Below are 24,812 nucleotides of genomic sequence, written 5' to 3' on the forward strand. Positions count from 1 at the left end.
CGGAAAGCGTTGATCCAGCGCTGACGGGGCGTGTGGGGTGACGATCGGCGAGGTTATTCGACGCTTGGGCTGGCTTGCGGGCTTTTGGCTCGGCGATTGATACGACTGTTGAGCGCCAGCGCCACGCTGCTCAAGATGATGAAGCTGTATCCAAGGGTGGATTGCAGGTTGGCCGGGCTCAAGCTGATGAGCGCACTGATCAACCCGCCGCAGATGAAAATCACTGTGCTGCCGGCCGATGCCGAGGTTCCCGCATTTTCGGGGAACAGGCTCATGGCTTTGGAGGTGGCGGCCGGTCTGGCGATGGTGGTGCCGGCGGTACAGATGAGCATCGGTACCAGGACGGTGATCGGGGACAGCGCAAAGTGGCTTGAGAGGTAAAGCATGATCAGGCCGGACAACAGGATCAGGCTCAGCCCGCTGATGATTTGATGACCGGGACTGATGCGTTTACCCAGCAGCGTCGCAACCATGCCGCCGACGATGTAGGCACCGCCGTATACCAGCAGGATCAGCGAGAAGTCATAGGTCGATAGCTGGAGCTGATCCATGAAAATCAGCGGTGAAATGACGATGAAGGAAAAATGGCAGGCGAATGCAAAGGCTGAAATCAGCCAGTAGGACAGGAAGTCGAAATCGCACAAGACCCAGCGGTAGGGCTGGAAGATATTCGGTCGCGCTCCGGTTGCCGCGGGCCGAGTGTTTTCGAGAAAAAAACAGGCTTTGAGCAGCACTATTCCAGCCAGCACGGTAAACCCCCAGAAGCTGCCTTTCCAGCCCAGCGTGGCTTGCAGGAGCGTGCCGGCCAACGGTGAGACCGAGATGAAAACGCCGGTGGCGGTGACCATCAGGATCCGCAACCGGTCACGTTCCTCACCCTCGAACAGATCCTGAACCAGTGCCTGTGACAACACGAAACACCCGCAGCCGAGCGCCTGAATGACACGGAACAGCAGGAAGTAGACATAGTCCTTGGCCAGTGTGCAGCCCACCGCACCCAGCATCGAAACGGTTATTCCGGCGAGCAACAGTCCTTTGCGCCCGATTACATCCGACAGCGGCCCGATCAGCAGTTGGGAGGCCGCTATACCGACGGCAAACAGACTGATCGAGAGCGCAATATCAGCGGGTGTGCTGCGAAAGTGTTCGGCAAGCGCAGGGAACGAGGGCAGCAGGACATCCAGCGGGAACACGCCAAGCAGCACCATTGCCAACAACAGGCTGACCGCCCCTCGATGCTGTTTGACGGTCGCCGCAGAGTGCCCTTTATCCATCGATAAGTCCTGCCTTCATGAACAGATGCTGGTTGTAAGACAGGTCGAAGAAGCCGGCCTGTTTCAACGCCTGAAGCGTCGCGTCAGCACCGGATCGCGTCCTTTGAAGGGTGGCTTGGGGGGTAGTCTGTCCGCCGAGAATTTCCGTGAGGGTGGTCTCGCCGATACCCGCGCTGTGCAGGCTTTCCCGCAGCCATCGTTCATCGGCCTCGAAGAAAATCCGGATGATGTCCAGCAGCAGTCTGGCGGCGAACATGCGTTGACGGTTGTTCAGCGTCAGCCACAGGTAATGGAACACTTCAGAGAAATAGCGACTGTGGCGCGCCTCGTCCGCCAGATGGTCCCTGAGCATTGCCCGGACGCTGGAAACCAGATCGTCGCGGCAGACGTCGAGCAGTTCCTTGGCAATGATCGTCTCCGACACGAACCCGACGAGAAACCAGGCCAGCGCCCTGTGTGTTTCAGGCGCGTGGTCGAGCAGGGTGTTCAATCGGGTTATGCGGTGGGGCATGACCGGGCGCAGGCTGATCCCGTAGAACCTGGCAATTTGTTCGGCCAGGCTATTGGAAAACAGGGCGTGATAACCCTCGTCGGTATAAAGCTGAAGCGCGGCGGTCTTCATCCGTGAGGGGATGTGGACCTTCAGTTCCCCGTGGATGATGGTTTCCACGGATCGGTTGACGATGCGGTGTTCGAGCAAGGTGGTGTAGTCGAGGAAGTACACCAGATGATTGGCCGACAGCCGATGGGTGACAGTTTGACCCAATGCTTCGATAGCCGGGTGATTCAGGTAAGCCAGAAACCCCGGGGGAAACCAGTGGCGTGTTTCCAGTTGCTGCTCCAGGTCTGGCGGTAATAGATAGTCGTGCTCGCTGGTGCGCACCGAGGCGCGGTTATTCCAGTCGCCGAGGGTGAAACGAAGCGCCCGGGAAACGGGGGGATCTATTGGAGCAACGATGGGGGCGGTCATTGTTGCGGCTCCCGACTGCTCAGCAGATCTTTCAATTCCTTGCACATCACTTGCCCGTCGCTCTGCCCGCAACCGACAAAAAACAGCGGTTGCTCCGCACTGTCTTCAAGCCCAAGCAAGGCCTCGACCTGATCATCGGCCAGCGCCCCCGTCAGCCAGGTGTTCAACCCCAGCGCAGTGGCCACCAACTGGAACGTCTGAGAAATATGCCCGGCCTCCACGAAGGCCATTCGGTAGGCTCGCGAGTGTTCATATTTCCACCACAACTTGTCGAAGCGAGCGGTGATGAACAGGCCCATTGGCAGGTTGTTGATGAAGTGCTGCCCACACAGCAGCTGCCCCAGCGGCGATTCAGGTGCCGGGTTAACGAAGCTCAGTGCATGCTCGGTGGGATGATAGGCGTAGAGTCCGGGTTTCAGGCCGTTGACGTTATGTACATGAAGAAAGCCTTCGCAGGCATTCAGTCCGCCACCGGATGGGCTGCTGCGCCGGGCATCGAGGCCTTCGACAAGGGTTTCGTCGACATCGTTTTCGCGCTCATGCAAGTAGCCCAGGGACAGGTAAAGCAGCGTGCCGATAGCATCCAGTGAAACAGCAGCATCGATGAAGGTGCGGCAGGTTTTTCGGCCGATCAGGACGTTGGCAAGAGACCCTTCCGGCAGGCAGGAAGGTTTTGGCAGGGCAATCAGCTCCCGCGCCTGGCGTTCTGTGGGTCGGTTGCCCGGTGCAGGAGCGGCCAGCACGTCGGTGCAATGGTCCAGGTAGTGTCTCGACCATTCATGAATATCCTGAGGGACATGTTCGCAGGGAATGTTTTTGGTGCCGATATGGAAGATCTTCGATAGTTCATCCCAACCCCATTCAACAGCGCCTTGTATTGATGTTGTCAGTATTCCTGCGTTTAGGAGTTGAGTGTCAACTATATTGCTGTCGTTATACAGTTTGGGGTTGTTGATAAGTTGCGTAAGTCTGTTCGAGTATTCAGGGCTTAGTTCAAATTGTTTGTGGTTTTTGTAATCCCAGACTATTTGGCCGGGCGTGCGAGGAAGTATGAATAAATATGGGTTTATCTGCATGATGGGCGGTTCGCTCTGGGCTGTGCCAAAGAAAACGCTGGGTAGCCGGCACTCCCCAGCGTCTCATTTACTTAGCGGGCTTTTGGCGCAACCAGAAAAGCCAGATTAGCGATCTTGTTAGCTTCCAGAGTAATTGCTTTCATGTTTTGACTCCTTGTCATTGATAGTGAGTGTCACTTTGCGGTGACAACTCAATCATAGGCTGTAATGAACGCTTATCAAGGGGATATTAAGTAGGAATGTTCCAGTAATTTTGTCGGAGCGATCTTACGGTTGGAACAGGTTTGTAAGTTATGTTCTTTCAAATAAAAGATGCAGGGAAACGTCCTGCAAGTCTGTAGGGCTGCAGAGTAAGAAGTTGGGGTTGAAGAGTCGGTGCTGCGTTGGAACGGCTGACGGAGAGCCTGTGGGCTCCCCGTCAAACCAGCGTACTCAGCTGTTTGGCAGCAGACGGCAGGTGATGCTCTTGATGTAACGAGTCTCGGCAATCGCCGGGTGTACCGGGTGATCCGGGCCTTGACCGCCACGCTCCAGCATCTGGATGTTGCGGTCCAGGTGACGGGCGCTGGTCAGCAGGATGTTCTGCAGATCGTCTTCCGGCAGGTGCATCGAGCACGAGGCGCTGACCAGAATGCCGTCCTTGCTGAGCAGGCGCATGGCTTGCTCGTTCAGACGACGGTAGGCGCCTTCACCGTTTTTCATGTCTTTCTTGCGTTTGATGAAAGCAGGAGGGTCGGCCACGATGACGTCGAAACGTTCTTCGCTGGCTTTCAGCTCTTTCAGGGCTTCGAACACGTCGCCTTCGATGCAGGTCATTTTTTCAGCGAAACCGTTCAGTGCGGCGTTGCGCTCCACGCCGTCGAGGGCGAAGGCCGAAGCATCGACGCAGAACACTTCACTGGCGCCGAAGGCGGCCGCTTGCACGCCCCAGCCGCCGATGTAGCTGTACAAGTCCAGCACGCGCTTGCCTTTGGCATAAGGTGCCAGACGCGCGCGGTTCATGCGGTGGTCGTAGAACCAGCCGGTTTTCTGTCCCTGGATGACTGGCGCTTCGAACTTCACGCCGTTCTCTTCCAGCGCCACCCATTCCGGCACCAGGCCGAACACGGTTTCGACATAGCGATTGAGGCCTTCAGCGTCACGGGCAGCGGAGTCGTTCTTGAACAGAATGCCGCTTGGCTTGAGCACTTGGGTCAGTGCCGCGATCACGTCATCTTTGTGCGCTTCCATGGTCGCCGAGGCGATCTGGACCACCAGAATGTCGCCGAAACGGTCGACCACCAGGCCTGGCAGCAGGTCGGAGTCGCCATAGACCAAACGATAGAACGGCTTGTCGAACAGGCGATCGCGCAGGGACAGGGCAACGTTCAGGCGATGCACCAGCAGCGACTTGTCCAGCGGCAACTTGATGTCGCGCGACAGCAGGCGCGCGCAGATCAGGTTGTTCGGGCTCATGGCAACGATGCCCAGCGGCTTGCCGCCGGCGGCTTCGAGAATCGCCTGATCGCCCGCCTTGAAACCGTGCAAAGGAGTAGCGGCTACATCGATTTCGTTGCTGTAAACCCACAAGTGGCCGTTTCGCAGGCGTCGGTCGGCGTTGGCTTTGAGGCGCAGGCTAGGCAGGGACATGACGTCGCTCCGGAAAAAAGAGCGGGAGTATAGCGTGTTGCGCAAGGGCTCGGCTTGGCGGATGGACATGCGGTGAGGGGGCCTGCAACTTGTGGGAGCGAGCCTGCTCGCGATGACGGCGGTACATTCAGCATCAATGTTGGCTAATCCGACGCTATCGCGAGCAGGCTCGCTCCCACAGGGAGTGCATTTGTTCTGGGCAATAAATGAAATTTCGGCGACATAGCTGCGGATGTGTCTGATCCTTCTTTTTAAGGGTTAGAATTCCCGCCTGACCCGGAGTGCGTACTGATGTCCCAAGAACTGACGACCGAACAGATTCAACAGTCCCTGCAAGGCATCAGCGTGCCGGCCCAGCCGCAGATCATGGTGGATCTGCAGATGGAGCAGTACATGCCCGACCCGGACCTGGAGGTGATCGCCAAGCTGATCTCCCAGGACCCAGGTCTTTCCGGCGCCTTGCTGAAGATCGTCAACTCGCCGTACTACGGTTTGAGTAACAAGATCACCGCGATCCAGCGGGCAGTGAACCTGTTGGGCAGCCGTTCGATCATCAACCTGATCAATGCGCAATCGATCAAGGGTGAGCTGAACGACGACGCCATCGTCACCCTCAACCGTTTCTGGGACACAGCACAGGACGTGGCGATGACGTGCCTGACCCTGGCCAAGCGTGTCGGCGTCCAGGCTGGTGATGAGGCCTATGCGCTGGGGCTGTTCCACGATTGCGGCATCCCGTTGATGCTCAAGAAATTCCCCGACTACATGAAAGTGCTGGAACAGGCCTATGGCAACGCCAGCGCCGAATGTCGCGTGGTGGATACCGAGAACAAGCAATACAACACCAACCACGCCGTGGTCGGGTATTACACCGCCAAATCCTGGCGCCTGCCCGAACATGTCACCCAGGCCATTGCCAATCATCACAACGCCCTGGCCATTTTCAGCGATGAGTCGTCCCGCAATACGCCGCTGAAAAATCTGCTGGCGCTCCTGAAGATGGCCGAACACATTTGCGCCTCCTTCCGGGTACTGGGTAACCAGTCCGAAGACCATGAATGGAACCTCGTCGGGCCCCTGGTGCTCGATTACATCGGTTTATCGGAATACGATTTCGAAACCCAGAAACAAGAGATTCGCGACCTCGCCACTCGCTGAGTGTCGAACCTCGCCTGATTCGAGAGCCCCATGCCTGAATTGCCGGAAGTCGAAACCACCCGTCGCGGAATTGCACCGCATCTGGAAGGCCAGCGCGTCAGCCGGGTGATCGTTCGCGAGCGCCGTCTGCGCTGGCCGATCCCCGAAGACCTGGATGTGCGGCTGTCCGGGCAGCGCATCGTGCTGGTGGAGCGGCGCGCCAAGTACCTGTTGATCAATGCCGAAGTCGGCACGTTGATCAGCCATTTGGGCATGTCGGGGAATCTGCGACTGGTGGAAGCCGGCATGCCGGCGGCCAAGCATGAGCATGTGGACATCGAACTGGAATCGGGCCTGGCCCTGCGTTACACCGACCCGCGACGGTTTGGGGCGATGCTCTGGAGTCTCGACCCACTCAACCATGAACTGCTGATTCGACTCGGGCCGGAGCCGTTGACCGACCTGTTTGACGGCGAGCGACTGTTCCAGCAATCCCGCGGGCGTTCCATGGCGGTCAAACCGTTCATCATGGACAACGCGGTGGTGGTCGGCGTCGGCAATATCTACGCGACCGAAGCGTTGTTTGCGGCCGGCATCGACCCGCGCCGTGAAGCCAAGAGCATTTCACGGGCGCGCTATTTGAAGCTGGCGATCGAGATCAAGCGCATCCTGGCCCTGGCCATCGAACGGGGCGGTACCACGTTGCGGGACTTTATCGGCGGCGACGGTCAGCCAGGTTACTTCCAGCAGGAACTGTTTGTGTATGGCCGTGGCGGTGAACACTGCAAGGTCTGTGGCACCGGGCTGCGGGAAGTCAAGCTGGGGCAGCGCGCCAGCGTCTTTTGCCCGCGTTGTCAGAGCTGATATCGGCTACGGTCTATAGTCAGTGTTCTCACTGCCTAGCCGAAGGACCGTGCCATGAATCTGTTTCGAACCCTTGTCGTTGCGCTGTTACTGAGCGTCGGTGCGCCCGCGCTGGCGGCTGAGAACGGCAGCGGCGACCCGCGTTACACCATCCAGAACCCACCGGCCTACGCCATGCTTGGTGATTTACTGATTGCCCGACCGTTATTGGTGGTGGCGACGGTGATCGGTGCCGGGGCGTTTGTGGTGTCGTTGCCGTTTACCGCGCTGGGTGGTGGCATTGGCGATGCGGGGCAGGCGTTGGTGGTCGACCCGGCGAAAGCTGCGTTTGTGCGGTGTCTGGGGTGCATCGGGGAAGGGTTTGAGCAGCGGGAGTGAAGCAGAATCAAAAGATCGCAGCCTTCGGCAGCTCCTGCTGGTGTACGCATTCCAGGGTAGGAGCTGCCGAAGGCTGCGATCTTTTCAGGCTTTCAAGCCTTGCCGGTAATCTTCCGGTACTTCTCCATCAACTGTTCTTCAGTTTCCGGATGGGCCTCGTCCAGCGGGATGCAATCCACCGGGCAGACTTGCTGGCACTGCGGTTCGTCGTAGTGGCCGACACATTGTGTGCACAGGTTCGGGTCGATCACGTAGATCTCTTCGCCCTGGGAGATGGCGGCGTTCGGGCACTCGGGTTCGCAGACGTCGCAGTTGATGCAATCGTCGGTGATGATCAGGGACATGCTAACTCCAGCCGGGGCGGCAGGCCCGGGCGCAATAAACCAATGCGCACAATTGTGCCGCATTGGCGCCCGCAGTGCACGCGGGCGCGATCAAGTGCAGCGATCGAAGATTGCGGTAGCCGCAAAAGATCGCAGCCTGCGGCAGCTCCTACTTTTTAAAGCGCAGGGTGAGGGCGTCGGCCACCGCCGGGTGGACGAACTTGGTGATATCGCCGCCCAGGGCTGCGATTTCACGGACCAGCGTCGAGGAAATGAACGAATAACGCTCGGACGGGGTGAGAAACAGGCTTTCCACATCCGGTGCCAGTTGGCGGTTCATGTTGGCCAGCTGGAATTCGTATTCGAAGTCCGACACCGCGCGCAAACCGCGCAGGAACACGTTGGCGTTCTGCTCTTTGGCGAAGTGCGCGAGCAGCGTCGAGAAGCCGACGACTTCAACGTTCGGTAAATGTTTGGTGACCTCGCGGGCCAGCTCTACACGTTGTTCCAGGGGAAACAGCGGGTTTTTCTTCGGGCTGGCGGCGACAGCGATGATCACGTGATCGAACAGGCGCGCGGCGCGTTCGACCAGATCGCCATGGCCCTTGGTAATAGGGTCGAAGGTACCTGGGTACAACACTCGGTTCATCGCGTCGTCCTGGCGGGAGTCCGTTGGGGAGTCGGATGGTATCGCAGCCTTCCCGGTCGGCCAAGTCGCCTGTTGGGTAAGAAAGCACTATAGACGATGGGAATATTCCGCGTTTTCATGGGTTTTTCAAACGTTCGGCCAGTGAATTCGCCAGTTGCGCCGTCAGCCCGTAGACCGATAATTGTGGGTTTGCGCCAATGCTGGTGGGGAATAGCGAGCCATCGTGAATCGACAGATTGCGCAGTTGGTGATGTCGGCCGAGGCTGTCGGTCACGGCGTTTTTCGGGTCTTCGCCCATGGCACAACCGCCCATCACATGAGCACTGCCCAGGCGCGTGCGATACAACTCAAGGCTCAGGCCATCTATCAGCGTGCGCGCTTCGGCGAGGGTTTTCACGTAGCGCGCGTCGGCGTGCATCGGCATCACGGCGTTGGCGCCACCGGCAAACTGGATCTCGGCCATGCTGTGGAACGCCCGGCGCAACCCATCCCAGGCGTAGGGTGAAACCTGATAGTCGAGCACTGGCGTGCCGTCACCGCGCAATTCGACACTGCCGCCAGGGCTGTCTGGGTGAAAACCGTCCCGCAGCAACGCCAGCATGGCGTGGGTGTGCGGCAGGTTTTCCATGTGCCGGGCGTTTTCCGTGCCGAAGCCGCCGAGCAGGGTGCTGGCCAGCGCCGGGTGCAGTGGTGGAACTTCCAGTTTGTAGGACATTTTGCCGGTGGCGCCGTCCTGCCATTGGAAATGGTCGGAATAGATCGACTGCGGTGCACCGTAGAACGGGTTGATCACCTCGTCGAACAGCCCGGCGGACATGTTCACCAAGTGCAGAAAGGTCCGTTTACCCAGGCGCTCATGAGGATCCGGCGCCTCGGAGCGCAACAGCAGTGCCGGGCTGTTGATCCCGCCGCCGGCCAGTACGTAATGCCGTGCCTTGACCTTAATCGTGCGTCCGGTTGGCGCAACACAACGCTCATCCATCGCCACACAGTGCAGGCCTGTGACCTTGCCGTCGTTAATCGACAGTTTTTCGGCGCGGGCCAGATAGAGCAGCTCGCCGCCTTTTTCCAGGGTCGCCGGGATGGTCGTGACCAGCATCGATTGCTTGGCGTTGGTCGGGCAACCCATGCCGCAGTAGCCGATATTCCAGCAGCCACGCACATTGCGCGGAATCACATGCCAGACGTAGCCGAGTTTTTCGCAACCTTTGCGGATGACATCGTTGTTGGCGTTGGGCGGCACCCTCCACGGGGCGACGCCCAGGCGTTGTTCCATGTGCTCGAACCAGGGCGCCATCTCGGCCGGCGTGTGGCCTTTGACGTCATGCTCTTTGGCCCAGTGTTCCAGCGTCGGGTCCGGGGTGCGAAAGCTCGAGGTCCAGTTGATCAACGTGGTGCCGCCCACCGCCCGACCCTGGAGGATGGTGATCGCACCGTCCTTGCTCATGCGCCCGATGCCTTCCTGATAGAGGCTGGTGTAGGCCTGGTCTTCGAGCATCTTGAAGTCACTGCTGGTTTTGAGTGGACCTTCTTCGATCAGCAACACCTTGTAGCCGGCGGCGCTGAGGATTTCGGCGGTGGTCCCGCCGCCGGCACCGCTGCCGATGATCGCCACGTCCGCGTCGAGGGTCAGGTCCTGGGTCAGTTGCGAACCGTTGTAGGTTTTCCAGCCACGGGCCAGGCCTTCGCGGAACGGATCGGGTACGGGCATGTTCGGGTTCTCTTATTATTTTGGATTCTGTGGTGAGGCAGCAGACGCTATCGCGAGCAGGCTCGCTCCCACATGGATCGCGTAACCCCTGTGGGAGCGAGCCTGCTCGCGATAGGGTCGCCACGATTTCAAACGGTTGGCGGCCCCGGATATCCGCAATGCACCCACGACTCCGCCCGGCTGTACCACGCCATCATCACCATTTGCAGCAATGAGCTATGCCCCATGCGCAACAGGCTTAACGAACTGTTTTCCCAACGATCAAGAAAGTGCCGGATCTGTTCGCTGCTGGCGTTTTCCCAACTGCCCCATACCCCGGTCAGTGGGCCACGGGTGATGCTCATCCCCAACACATCAAACAATTGCCCGGTCAGTTTGAGCATTTCCGGCGACAGGTGATTCAGTCCGTTATCAAGGCCGTGCAGGGTCTCGGCGACGGCAGTCGGCACTTTCTCGACGATCATTGCGCCGTCGAGCATCACCGGGATCAGTGCCCGCAGAAACAGCAGGTCACTGCTGCGCAGAATCGCGAAGCCGCTGGCCGGGGTGCTCGACGAGCAGCCGCTGAGGCTCGCGCCTAATCCGGCCGTGGCCAGAAAGGCGCTGGCGCCGAGGCTGAGTTCAAGCAGGCCGCGCCGCGACAGCGCGGGTGTATCGGACAGGCTTGGGCTCATTATTGTTATTACCCGGCGGTGATGATCGTTAGCGGATGAATAGCTTCTGGATCAGTTTCTGAATGAATTTACCGTACGGCGGATAGATCAGCTTCGCTGCGTTGAAACGCTGTTTGATCAGTACGCCCTTGGCCTTGCTGAAGGTCAGGAAACCCTCGTGGCCGTGGTAGTGGCCCATGCCCGAGGCACCGATGCCGCCGAACGGCATGTCGTCCTGAGCAACGTGCAGCAAGGTGTCATTGAGGCAGACGCCGCCGGAATGGGTTTCGTGAAGGACGCGGTTTTGCTCGCGCTTGTCGTAGCCGAAGTAATACAGCGCCAGCGGACGAGGCCGTTGGTTGATGTAGGCAAACGCTTCGTCGAGATCCTTGTACGGCACGATCGGCAGCAATGGGCCGAAGATTTCGTCCTGCATCACCGTCATGTCGTCGCTGACGTTGAGCAGCAGGCTATGACTCATGCGTCGGCCCTGGCCCTGATCGAACAGCGGAATCAGCAGCGCGCCCTTGCTGGTGGCGTCGCTGAGGTAGCCGTTGAGCCGCGCCAGTTGTCGGTCATTGATGATGGCGGTGTAGTCCGGATTGTCGGCCAGGGTCGGATAAAAACCGCGAACCGCCTGACGATAGGCTTCGACGAAAGAGCCTACGCGGTCTTCCGGCACCAGCGCATAGTCCGGGGCGACACAGGTTTGCCCGGCGTTGAGGGTCTTGCCGAAAGCGATACGTTCGGCGGCGTCCTTGAGCGGTACATCGCGGGAAACGATGGCCGGGGACTTGCCGCCCAGTTCGAGGGTCACCGGTGTCAGGTTTTCGGCGGCGGCGCGCATCACGTGTTTGCCGATGCTGGTGGCGCCCGTGAACAGTAGGTGATCGAAGCGCAGCCGGGAGAACGCCACGCCGACATCGGCCTCGCCCAGCACCACACAGACCAGGTCTTGAGGGAATATCCGACCCAGCAATTCCTGGAGCAGCAAACCGGTGGCGGGGGTCGATTCGCTGAGTTTGAGCATCACCCGGTTGCCCGCCGACAACGCACCCACCAGCGGCCCGATGGCCAGGTAAAGCGGGTAGTTCCACGGCACGATCACCCCAACCACGCCCAGAGGCTGATAAACGACTTTGGCCGACGCCGGCTGAAAGGCAAGGCCGACTTTGCGCCGCGAGGCTTTCATCCAGCCTTTGAGGTGTTGGCTGGCGTAGTGAATGCCGTGCAGGCTGGGCATCAATTCGGCGAGCAGGGTTTCATCGGCGCTGCGGTGGCTGAAGTCCTGGCTGATGGCGTCGATCAGGGCCTGGCGTTCATCGCTCAACAGGTTCCGCAACGCTTTTAGCCATTGCTGGCGCTGAGCCGGCGGCGGCATCGGGTTGCCTGCATACGCTGCGCGTTGAGCATCGAACAGGGCTTGGAGCTCGTCCAGGGGCTGCTGCAGGTTCTTCAGGTAGGCAATGTCAGCAGGCATGGTAGGCTCCGGATTTATTGTAATAAGGATTTTTTAGAGTTCATGCTCTAGAAAGTCAAATGACATCCTGGCGCAGCTTTGTTTTATCCACCCACGGATAGGTCGTAAGATGCCCGTCACCGCACTCTGAATTAAAGCTCAAGCCATGGCCCCTCGGATCAAAACCAGCGAGCGCATCGTGCAGAACAGCCTGGAGCTGTTCAATCAGCAGGGCGAGCGCAGCATCAGCACCAACCACATTGCTGCCCACATGGAGATTTCTCCGGGCAACCTGTACTACCACTTCCCTAACAAGCAGGCGATCATCGCTGTGCTGTTCAGTGAGTACGAAAGCCTGGTGGACAGCTTCCTGCGCCCGCCCCAGGGCCGCGCCGCGACGGTCGAAGACAAGCGCTTCTACCTCAAGGAATTGCTCGCCGCCATGTGGCGCTACCGGTTTTTGCATCGCGACCTCGAGCACTTGCTCGACAGCGATCCCGAACTCGCCGCCCGTTATCGGCGCTTTTCCCAGCGCTGCCTGATTCAGGGCACCGCCATTTACGAAGGGTTCGTCGCGGCTGGCATCCTGAATATGGATAAGGTCCAGATCGAATCCCTGACCCTCAATGCCTGGATCATCCTCACGTCCTGGGTGCGCTTCTTGTGCACCACACGGGAAAACTCCAACCATCTGAGCGAACAGGCCATTAAACGAGGCGTGTATCAGGTGTTGGTGCTTGAGGCCGGGTTCGTCACCGATCAATCGCGCGATGCGGTGAATGCGCTGTTCGACGAATTTTACGTGCCGCTGGCCCAGGCCCTGGAAGAAGTGCATTAGGATTCAAGACCGACAACATCACAGGAGCCCGTTATGCCCATTGCGCAACTGATCAGCCCGCAAGCGTTGGACCTGAAAAAGGAGGCGCCGGGGCTGGTAATTCTGGATTGTCGTTTTGCCCTCGAAGACCCGGACTACGGTCAGCGCAGCTATTGCGAAGGTCATATCGCCGGGTCGAGTTTTGCCGATCTTGAGCGTGATTTGAGCGGGACAGTGGTCAAGGGTGTGACCGGGCGTCATCCGTTGCCTGAGCCCGAAAACCTGATCGAGCGTCTGCAGGCCTGGGGCATCAACGCCGACAGCGAGGTGGTTTTGTATGATGACGGTCCCGGCGCCTACGCGGCGCGGGCCTGGTGGTTGCTGGCCTGGCTGGGCAAGCGCGATGGCGTGTTCATACTCGATGGCGGGCTGAAAGCCTGGCATGCCGCCGGATTGCCCTTGAGTCTTGATGCGCCGTCGATCACCCGCGGTACCTTCACCGGGACGCCGGATGCTTCGCTGTTGCTCAGCGCCGAACAGCTGCAGCAACGTCTCGGCCAGCCAGCGTTGACCTTGCTCGACGCCCGCGCCCTGCCGCGCTTCAAGGGCGAAGTGGAGCCGATCGATCCGATAGCCGGACACATCCCCGGCGCGCAATGTGCCGCGTTCACCGACAACCTGGGCAGTGACGGGCGTTTCCTGCCGGCCGATCAGCTCAAGCAACGGTTTGCTGCGAAGCTAGGTGTTCGTTCGCCGACGGAACTGGTCGCGTATTGCGGTTCTGGCGTGACGGCCTGCCACAACCTGTTCGCCCTGTGCCTGGCGGGTTATCCGTTGGGGTCGCTGTATGCCGGGTCGTGGAGTGAGTGGATCAACGATCCCGCACGAGGCGTCGCCACCGGCGAATGATCACCACAATCCCCTGTGGGAGCGTGCTTGCTCGCGATGGGGCCATAACATTCAACGACGGTGGTGACTGTCCCGCCGCCATCGCGAGCAAGCTCGCTCCCACAGGGATAATGGGTGTTTGTGAGGCCTCATTAAACCTCAAGCACCTGCTGCGCACTGCAATACGCCCCCCGGTCCTACACCGTAAACCTGCTTGAACTGCCGACTCAGATGGCTCTGGTCGGCAAAACCTGGCTGATTCACCCTGACCGGAGTCCATGGTTCAGGTGCGCCCCGTGGCGGCCAGCCATTGGGGAATGCGCCGTTCCAGGTAGTAACCCGGTTGCCTGAACGTGCCCTCGACGAAACCGACATGCCCACCCTTGGCCTGCAACTCGAATTGAGTGCTGGCGGACAATTCGTCGGCTTGCGGCAGGCTATGAGGAAACACAAACGGGTCATCGGCCGCCTGGATAATCAGGGTCGGCGTGCGAATCTCTCCAAGGAAATAACGACTTGAGGCGCGGCGATAGTAATCCGCGGCATCGGCGAAACCGTTCAGCGGTGCGGTGACCCGGCCATCGAAATCCCAGAAGGTGCGCAAGTTCTCCAGCGAGCCCAGGGCTGCCAACGCCGCCAGGCCATCCTCATGTCCGTCATGCTGGAATTTGCGCTGCTTGTTCTTGATGTAGGCGACCATCTCACGCATGAAATGCGCTTGATAGAATTTGGAAAAACCCTGGCTGATACGATCGGCACACTGATCGAGGCGAAACGGCACCGACACTGCCACCGCGCCGAGCACACCGCTGTTGCTGCCGGTTTCGCCCAGATGCTTGAGCAATACGTTACCGCCCATGGAATAACCGACCGCATACAGCGGCGCGAGGGGGCGCTGGGTTCGCAAGTGTTTGATGGTTTCCGCCAGGTCTTCACTGGCCCCGGAATGGTAGCTGCGCGGCAACAGATTGGGCTCGCCGGAGCAGCCTCGCCAGTTCAGCGCGACGCTGGCCCACCCCCGGGCGCCCAGCGCCTTTTGCATGCCGGCCACATAAGGCGAATTCGACGAACCGGTCAGGCCGTGCAATACCAGCACCAGCGGCGCATTCGCGCTGTGGGGGGCGTGCCAGTCCAGGTCAAGGAAGTCGCCGTCTTCAAGCCACAATCGTTCCCGCTCGCGCTCGATATGCGTGGTTTTGCGCCATAGCGGTCCCCACAAGGTTTGTAAGTGCGGATTGCCCAGGCCGTAGGCGGGCGTGAAGGCGGGGGTGAAACGTTCTGGCAGATGGGACACGATTGCTCTCGATGCTGCGGTGCGTACCCGCAGCGTTAGCTGACTGAGCTTCGCACCGTTTTCTCAGGCCGGACTAGCCGGCGATCCCTGCCATACGTTGCCACAACGCGTAATACACTCGTCCGGATTTCTGCTCCCGATGCAGGCGCCAGTTTCCCGGCAAGCCAAGTATCGACGGTGCTGTTTCGCTTTCAGTGTAGACCCACGCATCGTCGGCCAGCCAATGACGCTCTTCGAGCAGAGTGCAAACGACTGGCAAAAGATTCTGATTGAACGGAGGGTCGAGAAATACCAGATCGAACGCCGTGGCCGGTTGGGTTTCCAGATAACGCAAGGCGTCGGCAGTCTGTACCTGACCGGTGGTGCAGCGCAGGGTGCCCAGATGTTCTTTCAGGCTGGACACCGCGATGTTGCTGGCGTCCAGCGCCTGGCCCATGGCCGCGCCACGGGACAAGGCTTCCAGAAACAACGCGCCACTGCCGGTAAACGGATCGAGCACCTTGGCCCCGGCGACGTAAGGCGCGAGCCAGTTGAACAGGGTTTCACGCACCCGGTCCGGGGTCGGCCGCAGGCCCGGAGCATCCGGGAAACTCAGGCGCCGGCTACGCCATTCGCCGCCGATGATGCGCAGTTGATTCACACCGTTATGGACGTTGTGAACAGGTTTTTTTGGACTGGCCATTAATGCTCCGGAACCCCGAGCGGTTGCTCGGCAGGTTTATCAGTAGGGGCCGGTAACGGCTTTTGTGGCACGGTCGGGCCAGCGCTGACGATGACCAGTTTGTCCGTGCTCAGGTGTTTGTTCAGGGCGGTTTTGATTTGCTCGACGGTCAGGCTCTGGGACTGCTGCATGAAGTCCTCCAGGTAGCTCAACGGCAAGTTGTAGAAGCCCATGGCGCCGAGCTGACCGACGATATCGGCGTTGCTGGCGGTGGACAGCGGGAAGCTGCCGGCCAGTTCGCGCTTGGCGTCATCGAGTTCTTTTTCGGTGGGGCCGGTTTTAAGGTAGTCGGCGAGCACGTCCTGCACCAGTTTCAGCGTGCCTTCGCTCATCTCGGCGCGGGTTTGCAGATTGATCATGAACGGGCCGCGAACCTGCATCGGGCTGAAACCCGAATACACGCCGTAGGCCAGGCCGCGCTTCTCGCGCACTTCGCTCATCAACCGGGTGCCGAAACCACCGCCGCCAAGGATCTGATTGCCCATGGACAACGCCGCGTAATCCGGATCGTCACGGTCGATACCCAGTTGCGCGATCATCAGGTTGGTCTGCTTGGACGGAAACTCGATGTGACCGATGCTGGGCTTGGGGTCGGTCGGTTGTTCGATTTTCTCCAGGGCCGGGCCTTTGGGCAGGTCGGCGGATACTTGTGCGGCAACCGCCTCGGCCTCGGCGCGCGACAGGTCGCCCACCAGCGCAATCACTACGTTGCCAGCGGCGTAGGCTTTCTGATGGAAGGCCCGCAACTGCGCCAGGGTGATCGGTGGAATGCTCTTCGCCGTGCCGTCGCTGGAGTGCGCGTACGGGTGAGCGCCATACAAGCGATTCATCAGCTCCAGGCTGGCGAGTTTGCCGGGGTTCTGTTTCTGGTATTCGAAGCCGGCGAGCATCTGGTTTTTGATGCGGGCAAACGAATCGGCGGGGAAGGTCGGTTTGCCGACGACTTCAGCGAACAGCTTCAAGGCAGGCTCGCGTTTGTCCACAGCACTCAGGCTGCGCAAGGAAGCAAGCGCCATGTCTTTGTACGCGCCGTTGCCGAAGTCGGCGCCCAGGCCTTCGAAGCCCTGGGCGATAGCGCTGACATCTTTGCCGGCCACACCTTCGTTGAGCATGGCGTTGGTCAGCAGTGCCAGGCCGGGTGCATCGCCGTCCTGGCTGCTGCCGGCGGCGAAGATCAGGCGCATGTCGAACATCGGCAGCTCACGGGCTTCGACGAACAGCACCTTGGCGCCTTCGGCGGTGTTCCAGGTCTGCACGTTCAGCGAGCGATGGCTTGGGGCCTTGCCGTCGAGTTCGGCCAGCGATTGCAGCTTCTGGCTGGCCTTGGCTTTGTCGAGGGCTTCGCTGGCGTTGGACTCGTCGGGTTTTGACAAATAAAAGGCGGCAGACCCGATCAGTGCGACAGCGATCAGGCCGATCAGGGCCAGACGCGATTTTTTACGCTCACTCATGAGTCGTCTCCTGTGGCAGTACATGGGCGACGCTGAGACGTTCGCGGGTGAAATACAGCTTGGCGGCCTTCTGGATGTCTTGCGGGGTCACGCTTTCCAGGTCGGCGAGTTCGGTGTCCATCAGTTTCCAGGACAGCCCGACGGTTTCCAGTTGGCCGATGGCGGTGGCCTGACTGGTGATCGAGTCACGCTCGTAGACCAGACCGGCAATGACCTGTGCTCGCACGCGCTCCAGCTCTTCGGTGGACGGCGCAGTGGTTTTCAGCTGTTCGAGCAGTTTCCACAACCCGGCTTCAGCCTGGGCCATGGTTTTCTTCTTCTGGGTGTTCGGCGTGGCCGACAACGTGAACAGACTGTCGCCACGGGTGTAGGCGTCGTAGCTCGACGAACCGCCGGACACCAGTTCTTCGCCGCGCTCCAGTTGCGTCGGGATGCGGCCGCTGTAGCCGCCGTCGAGCAGGGCGGAAATCAAGCGCAGGGCGTTGACCGACTGTTTGTCTGCGGCGGTGGCGATGCTCGGCACGTTGAAGGCCAGCATCAGGCTCGGCAATTGGGTTTGTACATGCAGGGTTATCTTGCGTTCGCCAGGCTCAGCCAGCTCCAGCGGAATTTTCGCCGGTGGCACGTCGCGCTTGGCGATCGGGCCGAAGTAGCGCTGGGCGAGGGTTTTGACTTCGTCCGGGGTTACATCACCGACCACCACCAGGGTGGCGTTGTTCGGCACATACCAGGACTGGTACCAGTGGCGCAGTTCTTCGACCTTCATGCGGTCGAGGTCCGTCATCCAGCCGATGGTCGGCGTGTGATAGCCGCTGGCGGGGTAGGCCATGGCCATGAAGCGTTCGTAGGCCTTGGACATCGGCTTGTCGTCGGTGCGCAAGCGACGTTCTTCTTTGATCACCTCGATCTCGCGGGCGAACTCGTCGGCCGGCAGGCGCAGGTTGGCCATGCGGTCGGCTTCCAGTTCGAAGGCCACGCCCAGACGGTCGCGGGCCAGCACCTGGTAATACGCGGTAAAGTCGTCGCTGGTGAAGGCGTTCTCTTCGGCACCGAGGTCGCGCAGGATCAGCGAGGCTTCGCCGGGGCCGACTTTCTCGCTGCCCTTGAACATCATGTGTTCCAGCGCGTGGGACAACCCGGTCTGGCCCGGGGTCTCATAGCTGGAGCCGACCTTGTACCAGATCTGGGAAACGACGACCGGCGCACGATGGTCTTCGCGCACGACAACCTTCAGGCCGTTGTCGAGGGTGAATTCGTGGGTCGGTTGTGGATCGGCAGCCAGGGCCGAGAGGGGCAGACAAACTGTGCTGAGCAGCAGGCCTGCAGCGCGGCGGGCTAGAGCATTCATTCGTTTTTAAACCTGTTGGGCTGCCCGCTTGGTCTTAGCGTCGGCGGGCGAGAGGGTGCTAGGATACTGATCCGTTTTACTGGCGGCCACGCCTATCAAGCCTTGGTGTTTGATCAGGTTGTATGGGTTTGCGGCAGAAGACTGAGGTTTATCAACTAAACTCTGCTTTTTCGCCGATTTTGCCGCTTCAGTCCTTCGTGAAATCGTTTCTGTGAGGTGCCGTTCGCACCTCGACAAAATGTTGCGCGTGAACAAGCTGGATGAATCGCAGTCTGTTCTGCATCGAATTATTTATTGCCGAGGCGCCCTTTGGCGCGTCGCTACCGTGAGATAGCCGTCCTCCATGTTTGGTTCCAACGACGACAAGAAGACCCCAGCTGCGGCTGGCGAGAAGAAAAGCCTGTTCGGATGGCTGCGCAAAAAGCCGCAGGAGCCCGTTGTCGAACAGCCACAGCCACTTTCTGAGTCAGCACCAGCGCCGGTTATAGAGCAAAAGCCTGCGCCGATTGCCGAGCCGGCGCTACAACCTGCGGCCGAGCGTGCAACTGAAACCGAAGTCGCGGCCCCATTGCCGCTGACGCCAGTGGCCGCGCCGTGGCTGACATTGCCGGTAGCGGAAGAACCGGTGGCGTTGGTCGAAGATGAGCAAGCGCCTCACATCACGCCACCGATTCCGGCCCCGACCGCGTTTGCTCCTGAGCCGGTTCCGGCGCCAGTGGTTGAACCGGCAGGCGTTGCGCCCGTGTTCGTAACCGAACCTGCGCCGGTTGTTCCAGAACCTGTAGTACCAGCATTTGTCGCTCCAGTTGCTCAAGCGCCAGAGCCAGAGCCAGCACCAGCACCAGCCATCGCTCCTGTTGTCGCCATACCGGTTGCGCCCGTCGAAATCCCGGCCGAGCCTGTGCGTACCGAAGAGACCAAGGCCGGTTTCTTCGCCCGTCTCAAGCAAGGCCTGTCCAAGACCAGCGCCAGCATTGGCGAGGGCATGGCCAGCCTGTTCCTCGGCAAGAAAATCATCGACGACGAGCTGCTCGAAGACATCGAAACCCGTCTGCTGACCGCCGATGTCGGCGTCGAAGCGACGTCGGTGATCATTCAGCGCCTGACTCAGAAAGTCGCCCGCAAAGAACTGGCCGATGCTGATGCGCTGTACAAATCCCTGCAAGCCGAGCTGGCAGCGATGCTCAAACCCGTCGAACAGCCGCTGAAAATCACCTCACAGAACAAGCCATTCGTGATTCTGGTGGTGGGCGTCAACGGCGCCGGCAAGACCACCACCATCGGCAAACTGGCGAAAAAGCTGCAACTGGAAGGCAAGAAAGTCATGCTCGCCGCCGGTGACACCTTCCGCGCCGCCGCGGTCGAGCAATTGCAGGTCTGGGGCGAGCGCAACAAGATTCCGGTCATCGCCCAGCATACCGGCGCCGACTCCGCTTCGGTGATCTTCGACGCCGTGCAGGCCGCCAAGGCCCGGGGCATTGACGTGCTGATCGCCGACACCGCTGGTCGCCTGCACACCAAAGACAACTTGATGGAAGAACTGAAAAAGGTTCGCCGGGTGATCGGCAAGCTCGATGCCGACGCACCCCATGAGGTGCTGTTGGTGCTCGACGCCGGTACCGGCCAGAACGCCATCAACCAGGCCAAGCAATTCAACCAGACCGTCGAACTGACCGGCCTGGCGCTGACCAAGCTCGACGGCACCGCCAAGGGCGGGGTGATTTTCGCCCTGGCCAAGCAGTTTGGCTTGCCGATTCGCTATATCGGCGTCGGTGAAGGCATCGACGATTTGCGTACTTTTGAAGCAGAACCCTTTGTCCAGGCATTGTTTGCCGAGCGGGAGCGTTCATGATTCGTTTCGAACAGGTCGGTAAACGCTATCCGAACGGTCACGTCGGCTTGCATGAGCTGAGCTTTCGAGTCCGTCGGGGTGAATTTTTGTTTGTCACCGGCCATTCCGGCGCCGGTAAAAGCACCTTGTTGCGGCTGCTGCTGGCCATGGAGCGTCCGACCACCGGCAAATTGCTGCTGGCAGGGCAAGACCTGGGCACCATCAGCAACGCGCAGATTCCGTTCCTGCGTCGGCAGATCGGCGTGGTGTTCCAGAACCACCAATTGCTGTTCGATCGCACGGTGTTCAACAACGTCGCGTTGCCGTTGCAGATCCTTGGCCTGTCCAAGGCCGAAGTTGCCAAGCGTGTGGACTCAGCCCTGGAACGCGTGGCGCTCTCGGACAAAACCGATCTCTACCCCGGCGACCTGTCCACCGGCCAGCAACAGCGCGTCGGCATCGCTCGCGCCATCGTTCACCGCCCGGCCTTGCTGCTGGCGGATGAACCGACCGGTAACCTCGACCCGCGTCTGGCGGCGGAAATCATGGGTGTGTTCGAAGACATCAACCGTCTGGGCACCAGCGTGCTGATCGCCAGTCACGACCTGGCGCTGATAGCTCGCATGCGTCACCGCATGCTGACCCTGCAGCGTGGCCGATTGATCGGCGACGGGGAGGCTGGCGTATGAGTGCAACACGTAGCCCCAAGGTTTCCGAGCGCGTGGCCCCGAAGGCCGCCGATCCGCAACCGCAGAAGAAAAAGCGCGACGATGACGACGGCCCGGATTTCGCCACGCTGTTCCGCGCCTGGATCGAAAGCCACCGCGCCAGTCTGCTGGACAGCTTGCGCCGCTTGGGCAAACACCCGATCGGCAGCTTTTTCACCTGCATGGTGATGGCAGTTGCCCTGAGTTTGCCGATGGGTCTGTCACTTCTGCTAAGTAACGTCGAGCGTCTCGGCGGTTCCTGGCAGCGTGCGGCGCAGATTTCCCTGTACCTGCAACTCGATGCCGGCCCTGAACAGGGCGAGTCGTTGCGTGAGCAGATCAAGGGCATGCCGGGCGTGGCCGACGCCGAATACGTGGGTCGTGATCAGGCACTGGAAGAGTTCCAGCAGCAGTCCGGACTGGGCGAAGCGCTCAAGGAGCTCCCGGAAAACCCGCTGCCGGGCGTGGTCCTGGTGACCCCGAACGAGGTCGACAAGCCCGCGCTTGAAGCATTGAGACAAAAACTTTCCGAATTGCCGAAGGTACAACAGGCGCAACTTGATCTAGTCTGGGTCGAGCGTCTGGCAGCCATCCTCAAGCTGGGCGACCGTTTTGTCTTCGGTCTGACCGTGCTTTTGGTTTCTGCATTACTTTTGGTGATAGGCAATACCATTCGTCTTCATATTGAAAACCGCCGCACAGAGATAGAAGTGATTAAACTCGTCGGCGGCACTGACAGCTATGTGCGCAGGCCCTTTCTGTATATGGGGGCGCTTTATGGCTTTGGTGCGGGGATTCTGTCCTGGGGTGTATTGGCGTTCGGCCTGAACTGGCTGAACGACGCGGTGGTTGGACTGGCCGGTTTGTACGGCAGTGATTTTGCGCTGGCCGGAGTGCCAGTTGCCGACGGTCTATCGCTCTTGCTTGGCGCGGTGCTGTTGGGGTATATCGGTGCATGGATTGCAGTCGCACGTCACCTGCGGGAGCTTGCGCCAAAGTAATATCATTTTGCTCGTATTGACCTTTCAGCGTTTATGGGAACTTGTCTTTTGGTTTCCGGTCAATTTTCGCAGTGCTGAACTGCACGAGTTATGTAAGTCGGAGGTTTTTTCGTATGACCAATTCTTTGCAGCCTGCATATGCTCTGGTCCCGGGTGCGAACCTGGAGGCCTATGTGCACACGGTGAACAGCATTCCATTGCTGACACCGGAGCAGGAGCGTGAACTGGCCGAGAGTCTCTATTATGAGCAGGATTTGGGGGCGGCTCGGCAGATGGTGCTCGCCCACCTGCGTTTTGTCGTACACATTGCCCGTAGCTATTCCGGCTACGGCCTGGCCCAGGCTGACCTGATCCAGGAAGGCAACGTCGGCCTGATGAAAGCGGTCAAGCGTTTCAACCCGGAAATGGGCGTACGCCTGGTGTCCTTTGCGGTGCATTGGATCAAGGCGGAAATCCACGAGTTCATCCTGCGCAACTGGCGGATCGTGAAAGTCGCGACCACCAAGGCTCAGCGCAAGTTGTTCTTCAACCTGCGCAGCCAGAAGAAGCGTCTGGCCTGGCTGAACAACGAGGAAGTCCATCGCGTGGCGGAAAGCCTCGGCGTAGAGCCGCGGGAAGTACGCGAGATGGAAAGTCGCCTGACCGGCCATGACATGGCGTTCGATCCGGCCGCGGAAGCGGACGACGACAGTGCTTTCCAATCGCCGGCCAATTATCTGGAAGACCACCGGTACGACCCGGCCCGTCAACTGGAAGATGCCGACTGGAGCGACAACTCCAACCACAACCTGCACGAAGCGCTTGAAGTGCTGGACGACCGCAGCCGCGACATCCTCTACCAGCGCTGGCTGGCAGAGGAAAAGGCCACGCTGCACGACCTGGCGCAGAAGTACAACGTGTCGGCCGAGCGTATTCGTCAGCTCGAGAAGAGCGCGATGAACAAGCTCAAGTTGTCGATCGCCGCGTAACCTGCGCGAACGCAATAAAAAACGCCCCGATCATTGATCGGGGCGTTTTTGTTTCTGTGCCACACCACAAAACTAATGTGGGAGCGGGCTTGCTCGCGAATGCGGTATATCAGTCAACATTGATGTCGACTGGCACGACGCCTTCGCGAGCAAGCCCGCTCCCACAAGGGATTTGCGGCGTTATTGAGACCAAGGCGCCCGGCGCGAATCGTTCAGGTCGACCAGATAACTGTCACCACCCAACTGACTCATCTGCTGGCGAATCCACCCGGCTCGCCTTGCAACGTAAGAGGTCGGATGGCTGGCGCTCCACACCCGCGGGTTCGGCAGTACTGCGGCCAGTAAACTCGCCTGCTGCCGGGACAGTGAACGAGCGCCCACACCAAAGTGATGCCGAGCCGCGGCTTCGGCGCCAAACACGCCTTCATCCCACTCGACGCTGTTGAGGTACACCTCAAGAATCCGCTGCTTGGGCCAGAACACTTCGATCAGCCCGGTAAACCAGGCCTCCAGGCCTTTGCGCAACCAACTGCGCCCGGACCACAAAAACAGGTTCTTCGAAACCTGCTGGCTTAGCGTGCTGGCACCCCGAATCGAACCGCCCAGCTCGTTATGAGCCAGTGCCGCCTGAATCGCCCCGAAGTCAAAACCCCAATGCTCCGGGAATTTCTGATCCTCACCGGCAATCACCGCGACTTTCAGGTCGTCGGAGATTTCATCCCAGGGTTTCCAGGTACGTTGCAAGTCGATAGGTTCACCGTCGAACCAGGATTCAATCTTGCGTTCGACCATCAGTGCCGTTCCCGGTGGTGGCACCACCCGAAACAGCAGCACCAGCAATACGCTGCCGCCCGCGAACCAGAGCAGGACCTTCGTGAAACGACGGAAAATTAATTGCAGCATAGAGATGGCTTGGCCGAACCCGTTGAGCCGGCCATTATACAGACCCTGTTGATCGAGTCTGACTGGAGTTCTTCATGTTGCGTGGCTTCCTGATGCTGGCTGCCTTTTTCGGCTTCACCGGTGTTGCCCTGGGGGCATTCGCCGCCCACGGCCTGAAAAGCCGTCTGACGCCGGAGTATTTGGCGATATTCCATACAGGCGTCACCTATCAACTGGTGCACACCCTGGCGTTACTGGGTGTGGCGCTGTTGGCTACGCAGGTTCCCGGTCGGCTGATCACTTGGGCTGGTGCGTCCTTTGCCATCGGTATTGTGTTGTTTTCCGGCAGTCTGTACCTGTTGACGATGACAGGCGTCAGCAAGCTCGGGATCGTCACCCCCTTCGGTGGTCTGGCATTCCTGGTGGGCTGGTTTTGCCTGGGGCTTGCCGCCTGGCGGTTGAGCTGACCTTGTAGGAGCTGCCGCAGGATAGTATTACAAGACGAATGGCTTGGGTCGGCCTGACTGATCGGGCTAGAATGCCAGCCCCTAAAAATGATGGCGGCATTCGGCATGCGCATTCAATTGAACGGCGAATCCCTTGAATTGCCCGACGGCGAAACCGTTGCGGCCCTGCTGACCCGTCTGGAACTGACCGGGCGCCGGGTGGCGGTCGAACTCAATCTGGATATCGTCCCGCGCAGCCAGCACGCAGAAACCACGTTGAACGACGGTGACTCGGTCGAAGTCGTGCACGCCATCGGCGGCGGCTAGCCGCCCGG

25 protein-coding genes and 1 pseudogene are annotated in these 24,812 nt (G+C 59.7%); 11 read left to right on the forward strand and 15 right to left on the reverse strand.

Translation table 11 applies throughout. The annotated features are described in order from the left end of the window. Positions 1-53: 53 nt before the first annotated feature. The 4 genes from QMK51_RS01860 to QMK51_RS01875 all read right to left on the reverse strand — a co-directional run bounded on the left by QMK51_RS01860 (position 54) and on the right by QMK51_RS01875 (position 4,949). Positions 54-1,274 (reverse strand): MFS transporter, encoded by a 1,221-nt coding sequence (locus tag QMK51_RS01860; RefSeq protein WP_320393009.1) that lies wholly within the window; start codon positions 1,272-1,274, stop codon positions 54-56. Continuing rightward, complete coding sequence (locus QMK51_RS01865) at positions 1,267-2,244, reverse strand: diiron oxygenase (RefSeq protein ID WP_320393010.1); 978 nt, start codon at positions 2,242-2,244, stop codon at positions 1,267-1,269. Before QMK51_RS01865 ends, QMK51_RS01860 begins: the two co-directional genes overlap by 8 nt. Continuing rightward, positions 2,241-3,320, reverse strand: coding sequence for a SagB family peptide dehydrogenase (locus QMK51_RS01870; RefSeq protein WP_320393011.1), 1,080 nt, complete (start codon positions 3,318-3,320; stop codon positions 2,241-2,243). The genes QMK51_RS01865 and QMK51_RS01870 overlap by 4 nt, the downstream gene beginning before the upstream one ends. Positions 3,321-3,752: 432 nt before the next feature. After that, the gene (locus tag QMK51_RS01875; RefSeq protein ID WP_017341306.1) at positions 3,753-4,949 is read right to left on the reverse strand and encodes a class I SAM-dependent rRNA methyltransferase; all 1,197 of its coding nucleotides are present in this window, start codon (positions 4,947-4,949) and stop codon (positions 3,753-3,755) included. A gap of 345 nt (positions 4,950-5,294) precedes the next feature. Here QMK51_RS01875 and QMK51_RS01880 point away from each other — a divergent pair, with 345 nt between their 5' ends. The 3 genes from QMK51_RS01880 to QMK51_RS01890 are packed head-to-tail and all read left to right on the forward strand — an operon-like array spanning position 5,295 to position 7,328. After that, the gene (locus QMK51_RS01880) at positions 5,295-6,107 is read left to right on the forward strand and encodes an HDOD domain-containing protein (RefSeq protein ID WP_258700643.1); all 813 of its coding nucleotides are present in this window, start codon (positions 5,295-5,297) and stop codon (positions 6,105-6,107) included. A 30-nt stretch (positions 6,108-6,137) separates the two neighbouring features. Beyond that, positions 6,138-6,950: a bifunctional DNA-formamidopyrimidine glycosylase/DNA-(apurinic or apyrimidinic site) lyase gene (gene mutM / locus QMK51_RS01885; RefSeq protein ID WP_052964970.1), complete on the forward strand. Its 813-nt coding sequence runs from the start codon at positions 6,138-6,140 to the stop codon at positions 6,948-6,950. A gap of 54 nt (positions 6,951-7,004) precedes the next feature. Beyond that, complete coding sequence (locus tag QMK51_RS01890; RefSeq protein WP_008007378.1) at positions 7,005-7,328, forward strand: multidrug transporter; 324 nt, start codon at positions 7,005-7,007, stop codon at positions 7,326-7,328. Between the two features lie 92 nt (positions 7,329-7,420). On the opposite strand, the gene QMK51_RS01895 is transcribed toward QMK51_RS01890, so the two are convergent. From QMK51_RS01895 to QMK51_RS01915, 5 genes are all read right to left on the reverse strand, one after another. Next, on the reverse strand, positions 7,421-7,672 hold the full coding sequence (locus QMK51_RS01895) for a YfhL family 4Fe-4S dicluster ferredoxin (protein WP_003195146.1): 252 nt from the start codon (positions 7,670-7,672) through the stop codon (positions 7,421-7,423). 148 nt (positions 7,673-7,820) lie between these two features. After that, positions 7,821-8,300 (reverse strand): pantetheine-phosphate adenylyltransferase, encoded by a 480-nt coding sequence (gene coaD, locus QMK51_RS01900; protein ID WP_040071510.1) that lies wholly within the window; start codon positions 8,298-8,300, stop codon positions 7,821-7,823. Between the two features lie 115 nt (positions 8,301-8,415). Further along, the gene (locus QMK51_RS01905) at positions 8,416-10,011 is read right to left on the reverse strand and encodes a GMC family oxidoreductase (RefSeq protein ID WP_320393012.1); all 1,596 of its coding nucleotides are present in this window, start codon (positions 10,009-10,011) and stop codon (positions 8,416-8,418) included. Between the two features lie 128 nt (positions 10,012-10,139). Continuing rightward, on the reverse strand, positions 10,140-10,685 hold the full coding sequence (locus QMK51_RS01910; protein WP_320393013.1) for a twin-arginine translocation pathway signal protein: 546 nt from the start codon (positions 10,683-10,685) through the stop codon (positions 10,140-10,142). Positions 10,686-10,713: 28 nt separating this feature from the next. Then, the gene (locus tag QMK51_RS01915) at positions 10,714-12,144 is read right to left on the reverse strand and encodes a coniferyl aldehyde dehydrogenase (protein WP_320393014.1); all 1,431 of its coding nucleotides are present in this window, start codon (positions 12,142-12,144) and stop codon (positions 10,714-10,716) included. A 145-nt stretch (positions 12,145-12,289) separates the two neighbouring features. Between QMK51_RS01915 and QMK51_RS01920 the strand changes: the two genes are divergently transcribed. After that, complete coding sequence (locus QMK51_RS01920; protein ID WP_018928685.1) at positions 12,290-12,961, forward strand: TetR/AcrR family transcriptional regulator; 672 nt, start codon at positions 12,290-12,292, stop codon at positions 12,959-12,961. A gap of 33 nt (positions 12,962-12,994) precedes the next feature. Continuing rightward, complete coding sequence (locus tag QMK51_RS01925) at positions 12,995-13,849, forward strand: sulfurtransferase (RefSeq protein WP_258698632.1); 855 nt, start codon at positions 12,995-12,997, stop codon at positions 13,847-13,849. Between the two features lie 138 nt (positions 13,850-13,987). Here QMK51_RS01925 and QMK51_RS01930 read toward each other — a convergent pair. From QMK51_RS01930 to QMK51_RS01950, 5 genes and pseudogenes are all read right to left on the reverse strand, one after another. Continuing rightward, positions 13,988-14,086: pseudogene (locus tag QMK51_RS01930) on the reverse strand (AraC family transcriptional regulator); the annotation flags it as partial. A 25-nt stretch (positions 14,087-14,111) separates the two neighbouring features. Further along, the gene (locus tag QMK51_RS01935) at positions 14,112-15,122 is read right to left on the reverse strand and encodes a hydrolase (protein WP_320393015.1); all 1,011 of its coding nucleotides are present in this window, start codon (positions 15,120-15,122) and stop codon (positions 14,112-14,114) included. Between the two features lie 73 nt (positions 15,123-15,195). Next, complete coding sequence (gene rsmD, locus QMK51_RS01940) at positions 15,196-15,804, reverse strand: 16S rRNA (guanine(966)-N(2))-methyltransferase RsmD (protein WP_258698634.1); 609 nt, start codon at positions 15,802-15,804, stop codon at positions 15,196-15,198. Further along, the gene (locus tag QMK51_RS01945; protein ID WP_320393016.1) at positions 15,804-17,294 is read right to left on the reverse strand and encodes a pitrilysin family protein; all 1,491 of its coding nucleotides are present in this window, start codon (positions 17,292-17,294) and stop codon (positions 15,804-15,806) included. Before QMK51_RS01945 ends, rsmD begins: the two co-directional genes overlap by 1 nt. After that, complete coding sequence (locus QMK51_RS01950) at positions 17,287-18,642, reverse strand: pitrilysin family protein (protein ID WP_320393017.1); 1,356 nt, start codon at positions 18,640-18,642, stop codon at positions 17,287-17,289. Before QMK51_RS01950 ends, QMK51_RS01945 begins: the two co-directional genes overlap by 8 nt. A 343-nt stretch (positions 18,643-18,985) precedes the next feature. Between QMK51_RS01950 and ftsY the strand changes: the two genes are divergently transcribed. The 4 genes from ftsY to rpoH all read left to right on the forward strand — a co-directional run bounded on the left by ftsY (position 18,986) and on the right by rpoH (position 23,149). Continuing rightward, entirely contained in the window at positions 18,986-20,494 is a 1,509-nt protein-coding gene (gene ftsY, locus QMK51_RS01955) for a signal recognition particle-docking protein FtsY (RefSeq protein ID WP_320393018.1), read from the forward strand. After that, positions 20,491-21,162: a cell division ATP-binding protein FtsE gene (gene ftsE, locus QMK51_RS01960; protein WP_105340799.1), complete on the forward strand. Its 672-nt coding sequence runs from the start codon at positions 20,491-20,493 to the stop codon at positions 21,160-21,162. The genes ftsY and ftsE overlap by 4 nt, the downstream gene beginning before the upstream one ends. Next, positions 21,159-22,181 carry a permease-like cell division protein FtsX gene (ftsX, locus tag QMK51_RS01965; protein ID WP_258698638.1) on the forward strand — a complete coding sequence of 341 codons (1,023 nt, stop codon included), beginning with the start codon at positions 21,159-21,161 and terminating at the stop codon, positions 22,179-22,181. The genes ftsE and ftsX overlap by 4 nt, the downstream gene beginning before the upstream one ends. A gap of 113 nt (positions 22,182-22,294) precedes the next feature. Continuing rightward, positions 22,295-23,149 (forward strand): RNA polymerase sigma factor RpoH, encoded by an 855-nt coding sequence (rpoH, locus tag QMK51_RS01970; protein WP_007897890.1) that lies wholly within the window; start codon positions 22,295-22,297, stop codon positions 23,147-23,149. Between the two features lie 180 nt (positions 23,150-23,329). On the opposite strand, the gene mtgA is transcribed toward rpoH, so the two are convergent. After that, positions 23,330-24,052, reverse strand: a complete 723-nt coding sequence (gene mtgA / locus QMK51_RS01975) for a monofunctional biosynthetic peptidoglycan transglycosylase (protein ID WP_258698639.1) — start codon at positions 24,050-24,052, stop codon at positions 23,330-23,332. 74 nt (positions 24,053-24,126) lie between these two features. On the opposite strand from mtgA, the gene QMK51_RS01980 reads away from it, so the two are divergent. After that, positions 24,127-24,498 (forward strand): DUF423 domain-containing protein, encoded by a 372-nt coding sequence (locus QMK51_RS01980; protein ID WP_258698640.1) that lies wholly within the window; start codon positions 24,127-24,129, stop codon positions 24,496-24,498. Positions 24,499-24,603: 105 nt separating this feature from the next. Next, a complete protein-coding gene (gene thiS, locus QMK51_RS01985; RefSeq protein WP_007897898.1) occupies positions 24,604-24,804 on the forward strand; it encodes a sulfur carrier protein ThiS in 201 nt (66 codons plus the stop codon). Positions 24,805-24,812: the final 8 nt, after the last annotated feature.

Origin of the sequence: Pseudomonas sp. P9_31, assembly GCF_034008235.1 — a bacterium.
Classification (GTDB): Bacteria; Pseudomonadota; Gammaproteobacteria; order Pseudomonadales; family Pseudomonadaceae; genus Aquipseudomonas.

What these genes read in the sequence shown, in the direction of transcription:
- QMK51_RS01910 (WP_320393013.1), bottom strand. Translation starts at nt 10,685, where the DNA reads ATGAGCCCAAGCCTGTCCGATACACCCGCGCTGTCGCGGCGCGGCCTG.
- QMK51_RS01950 (WP_320393017.1), bottom strand. Translation starts at nt 18,642, where the DNA reads ATGAATGCTCTAGCCCGCCGCGCTGCAGGCCTGCTGCTCAGCACAGTT.
- rpoH (WP_007897890.1), top strand. Translation starts at nt 22,295, where the DNA reads ATGACCAATTCTTTGCAGCCTGCATATGCTCTGGTCCCGGGTGCGAAC.
- ftsX (WP_258698638.1), top strand. Translation starts at nt 21,159, where the DNA reads ATGAGTGCAACACGTAGCCCCAAGGTTTCCGAGCGCGTGGCCCCGAAG.
- coaD (WP_040071510.1), bottom strand. Translation starts at nt 8,300, where the DNA reads ATGAACCGAGTGTTGTACCCAGGTACCTTCGACCCTATTACCAAGGGC.
- ftsY (WP_320393018.1), top strand. Translation starts at nt 18,986, where the DNA reads ATGTTTGGTTCCAACGACGACAAGAAGACCCCAGCTGCGGCTGGCGAG.
- ftsE (WP_105340799.1), top strand. Translation starts at nt 20,491, where the DNA reads ATGATTCGTTTCGAACAGGTCGGTAAACGCTATCCGAACGGTCACGTC.
- QMK51_RS01945 (WP_320393016.1), bottom strand. Translation starts at nt 17,294, where the DNA reads ATGAGTGAGCGTAAAAAATCGCGTCTGGCCCTGATCGGCCTGATCGCT.
- QMK51_RS01925 (WP_258698632.1), top strand. Translation starts at nt 12,995, where the DNA reads ATGCCCATTGCGCAACTGATCAGCCCGCAAGCGTTGGACCTGAAAAAG.
- QMK51_RS01980 (WP_258698640.1), top strand. Translation starts at nt 24,127, where the DNA reads ATGTTGCGTGGCTTCCTGATGCTGGCTGCCTTTTTCGGCTTCACCGGT.
- mutM (WP_052964970.1), top strand. Translation starts at nt 6,138, where the DNA reads ATGCCTGAATTGCCGGAAGTCGAAACCACCCGTCGCGGAATTGCACCG.
- mtgA (WP_258698639.1), bottom strand. Translation starts at nt 24,052, where the DNA reads ATGCTGCAATTAATTTTCCGTCGTTTCACGAAGGTCCTGCTCTGGTTC.
- QMK51_RS01920 (WP_018928685.1), top strand. Translation starts at nt 12,290, where the DNA reads ATGGCCCCTCGGATCAAAACCAGCGAGCGCATCGTGCAGAACAGCCTG.
- QMK51_RS01915 (WP_320393014.1), bottom strand. Translation starts at nt 12,144, where the DNA reads ATGCCTGCTGACATTGCCTACCTGAAGAACCTGCAGCAGCCCCTGGAC.
- QMK51_RS01890 (WP_008007378.1), top strand. Translation starts at nt 7,005, where the DNA reads ATGAATCTGTTTCGAACCCTTGTCGTTGCGCTGTTACTGAGCGTCGGT.
- QMK51_RS01905 (WP_320393012.1), bottom strand. Translation starts at nt 10,011, where the DNA reads ATGCCCGTACCCGATCCGTTCCGCGAAGGCCTGGCCCGTGGCTGGAAA.
- QMK51_RS01870 (WP_320393011.1), bottom strand. Translation starts at nt 3,320, where the DNA reads ATGCAGATAAACCCATATTTATTCATACTTCCTCGCACGCCCGGCCAA.
- QMK51_RS01895 (WP_003195146.1), bottom strand. Translation starts at nt 7,672, where the DNA reads ATGTCCCTGATCATCACCGACGATTGCATCAACTGCGACGTCTGCGAA.
- rsmD (WP_258698634.1), bottom strand. Translation starts at nt 15,804, where the DNA reads ATGGCCAGTCCAAAAAAACCTGTTCACAACGTCCATAACGGTGTGAAT.
- QMK51_RS01875 (WP_017341306.1), bottom strand. Translation starts at nt 4,949, where the DNA reads ATGTCCCTGCCTAGCCTGCGCCTCAAAGCCAACGCCGACCGACGCCTG.
- QMK51_RS01860 (WP_320393009.1), bottom strand. Translation starts at nt 1,274, where the DNA reads ATGGATAAAGGGCACTCTGCGGCGACCGTCAAACAGCATCGAGGGGCG.
- thiS (WP_007897898.1), top strand. Translation starts at nt 24,604, where the DNA reads ATGCGCATTCAATTGAACGGCGAATCCCTTGAATTGCCCGACGGCGAA.
- QMK51_RS01865 (WP_320393010.1), bottom strand. Translation starts at nt 2,244, where the DNA reads ATGACCGCCCCCATCGTTGCTCCAATAGATCCCCCCGTTTCCCGGGCG.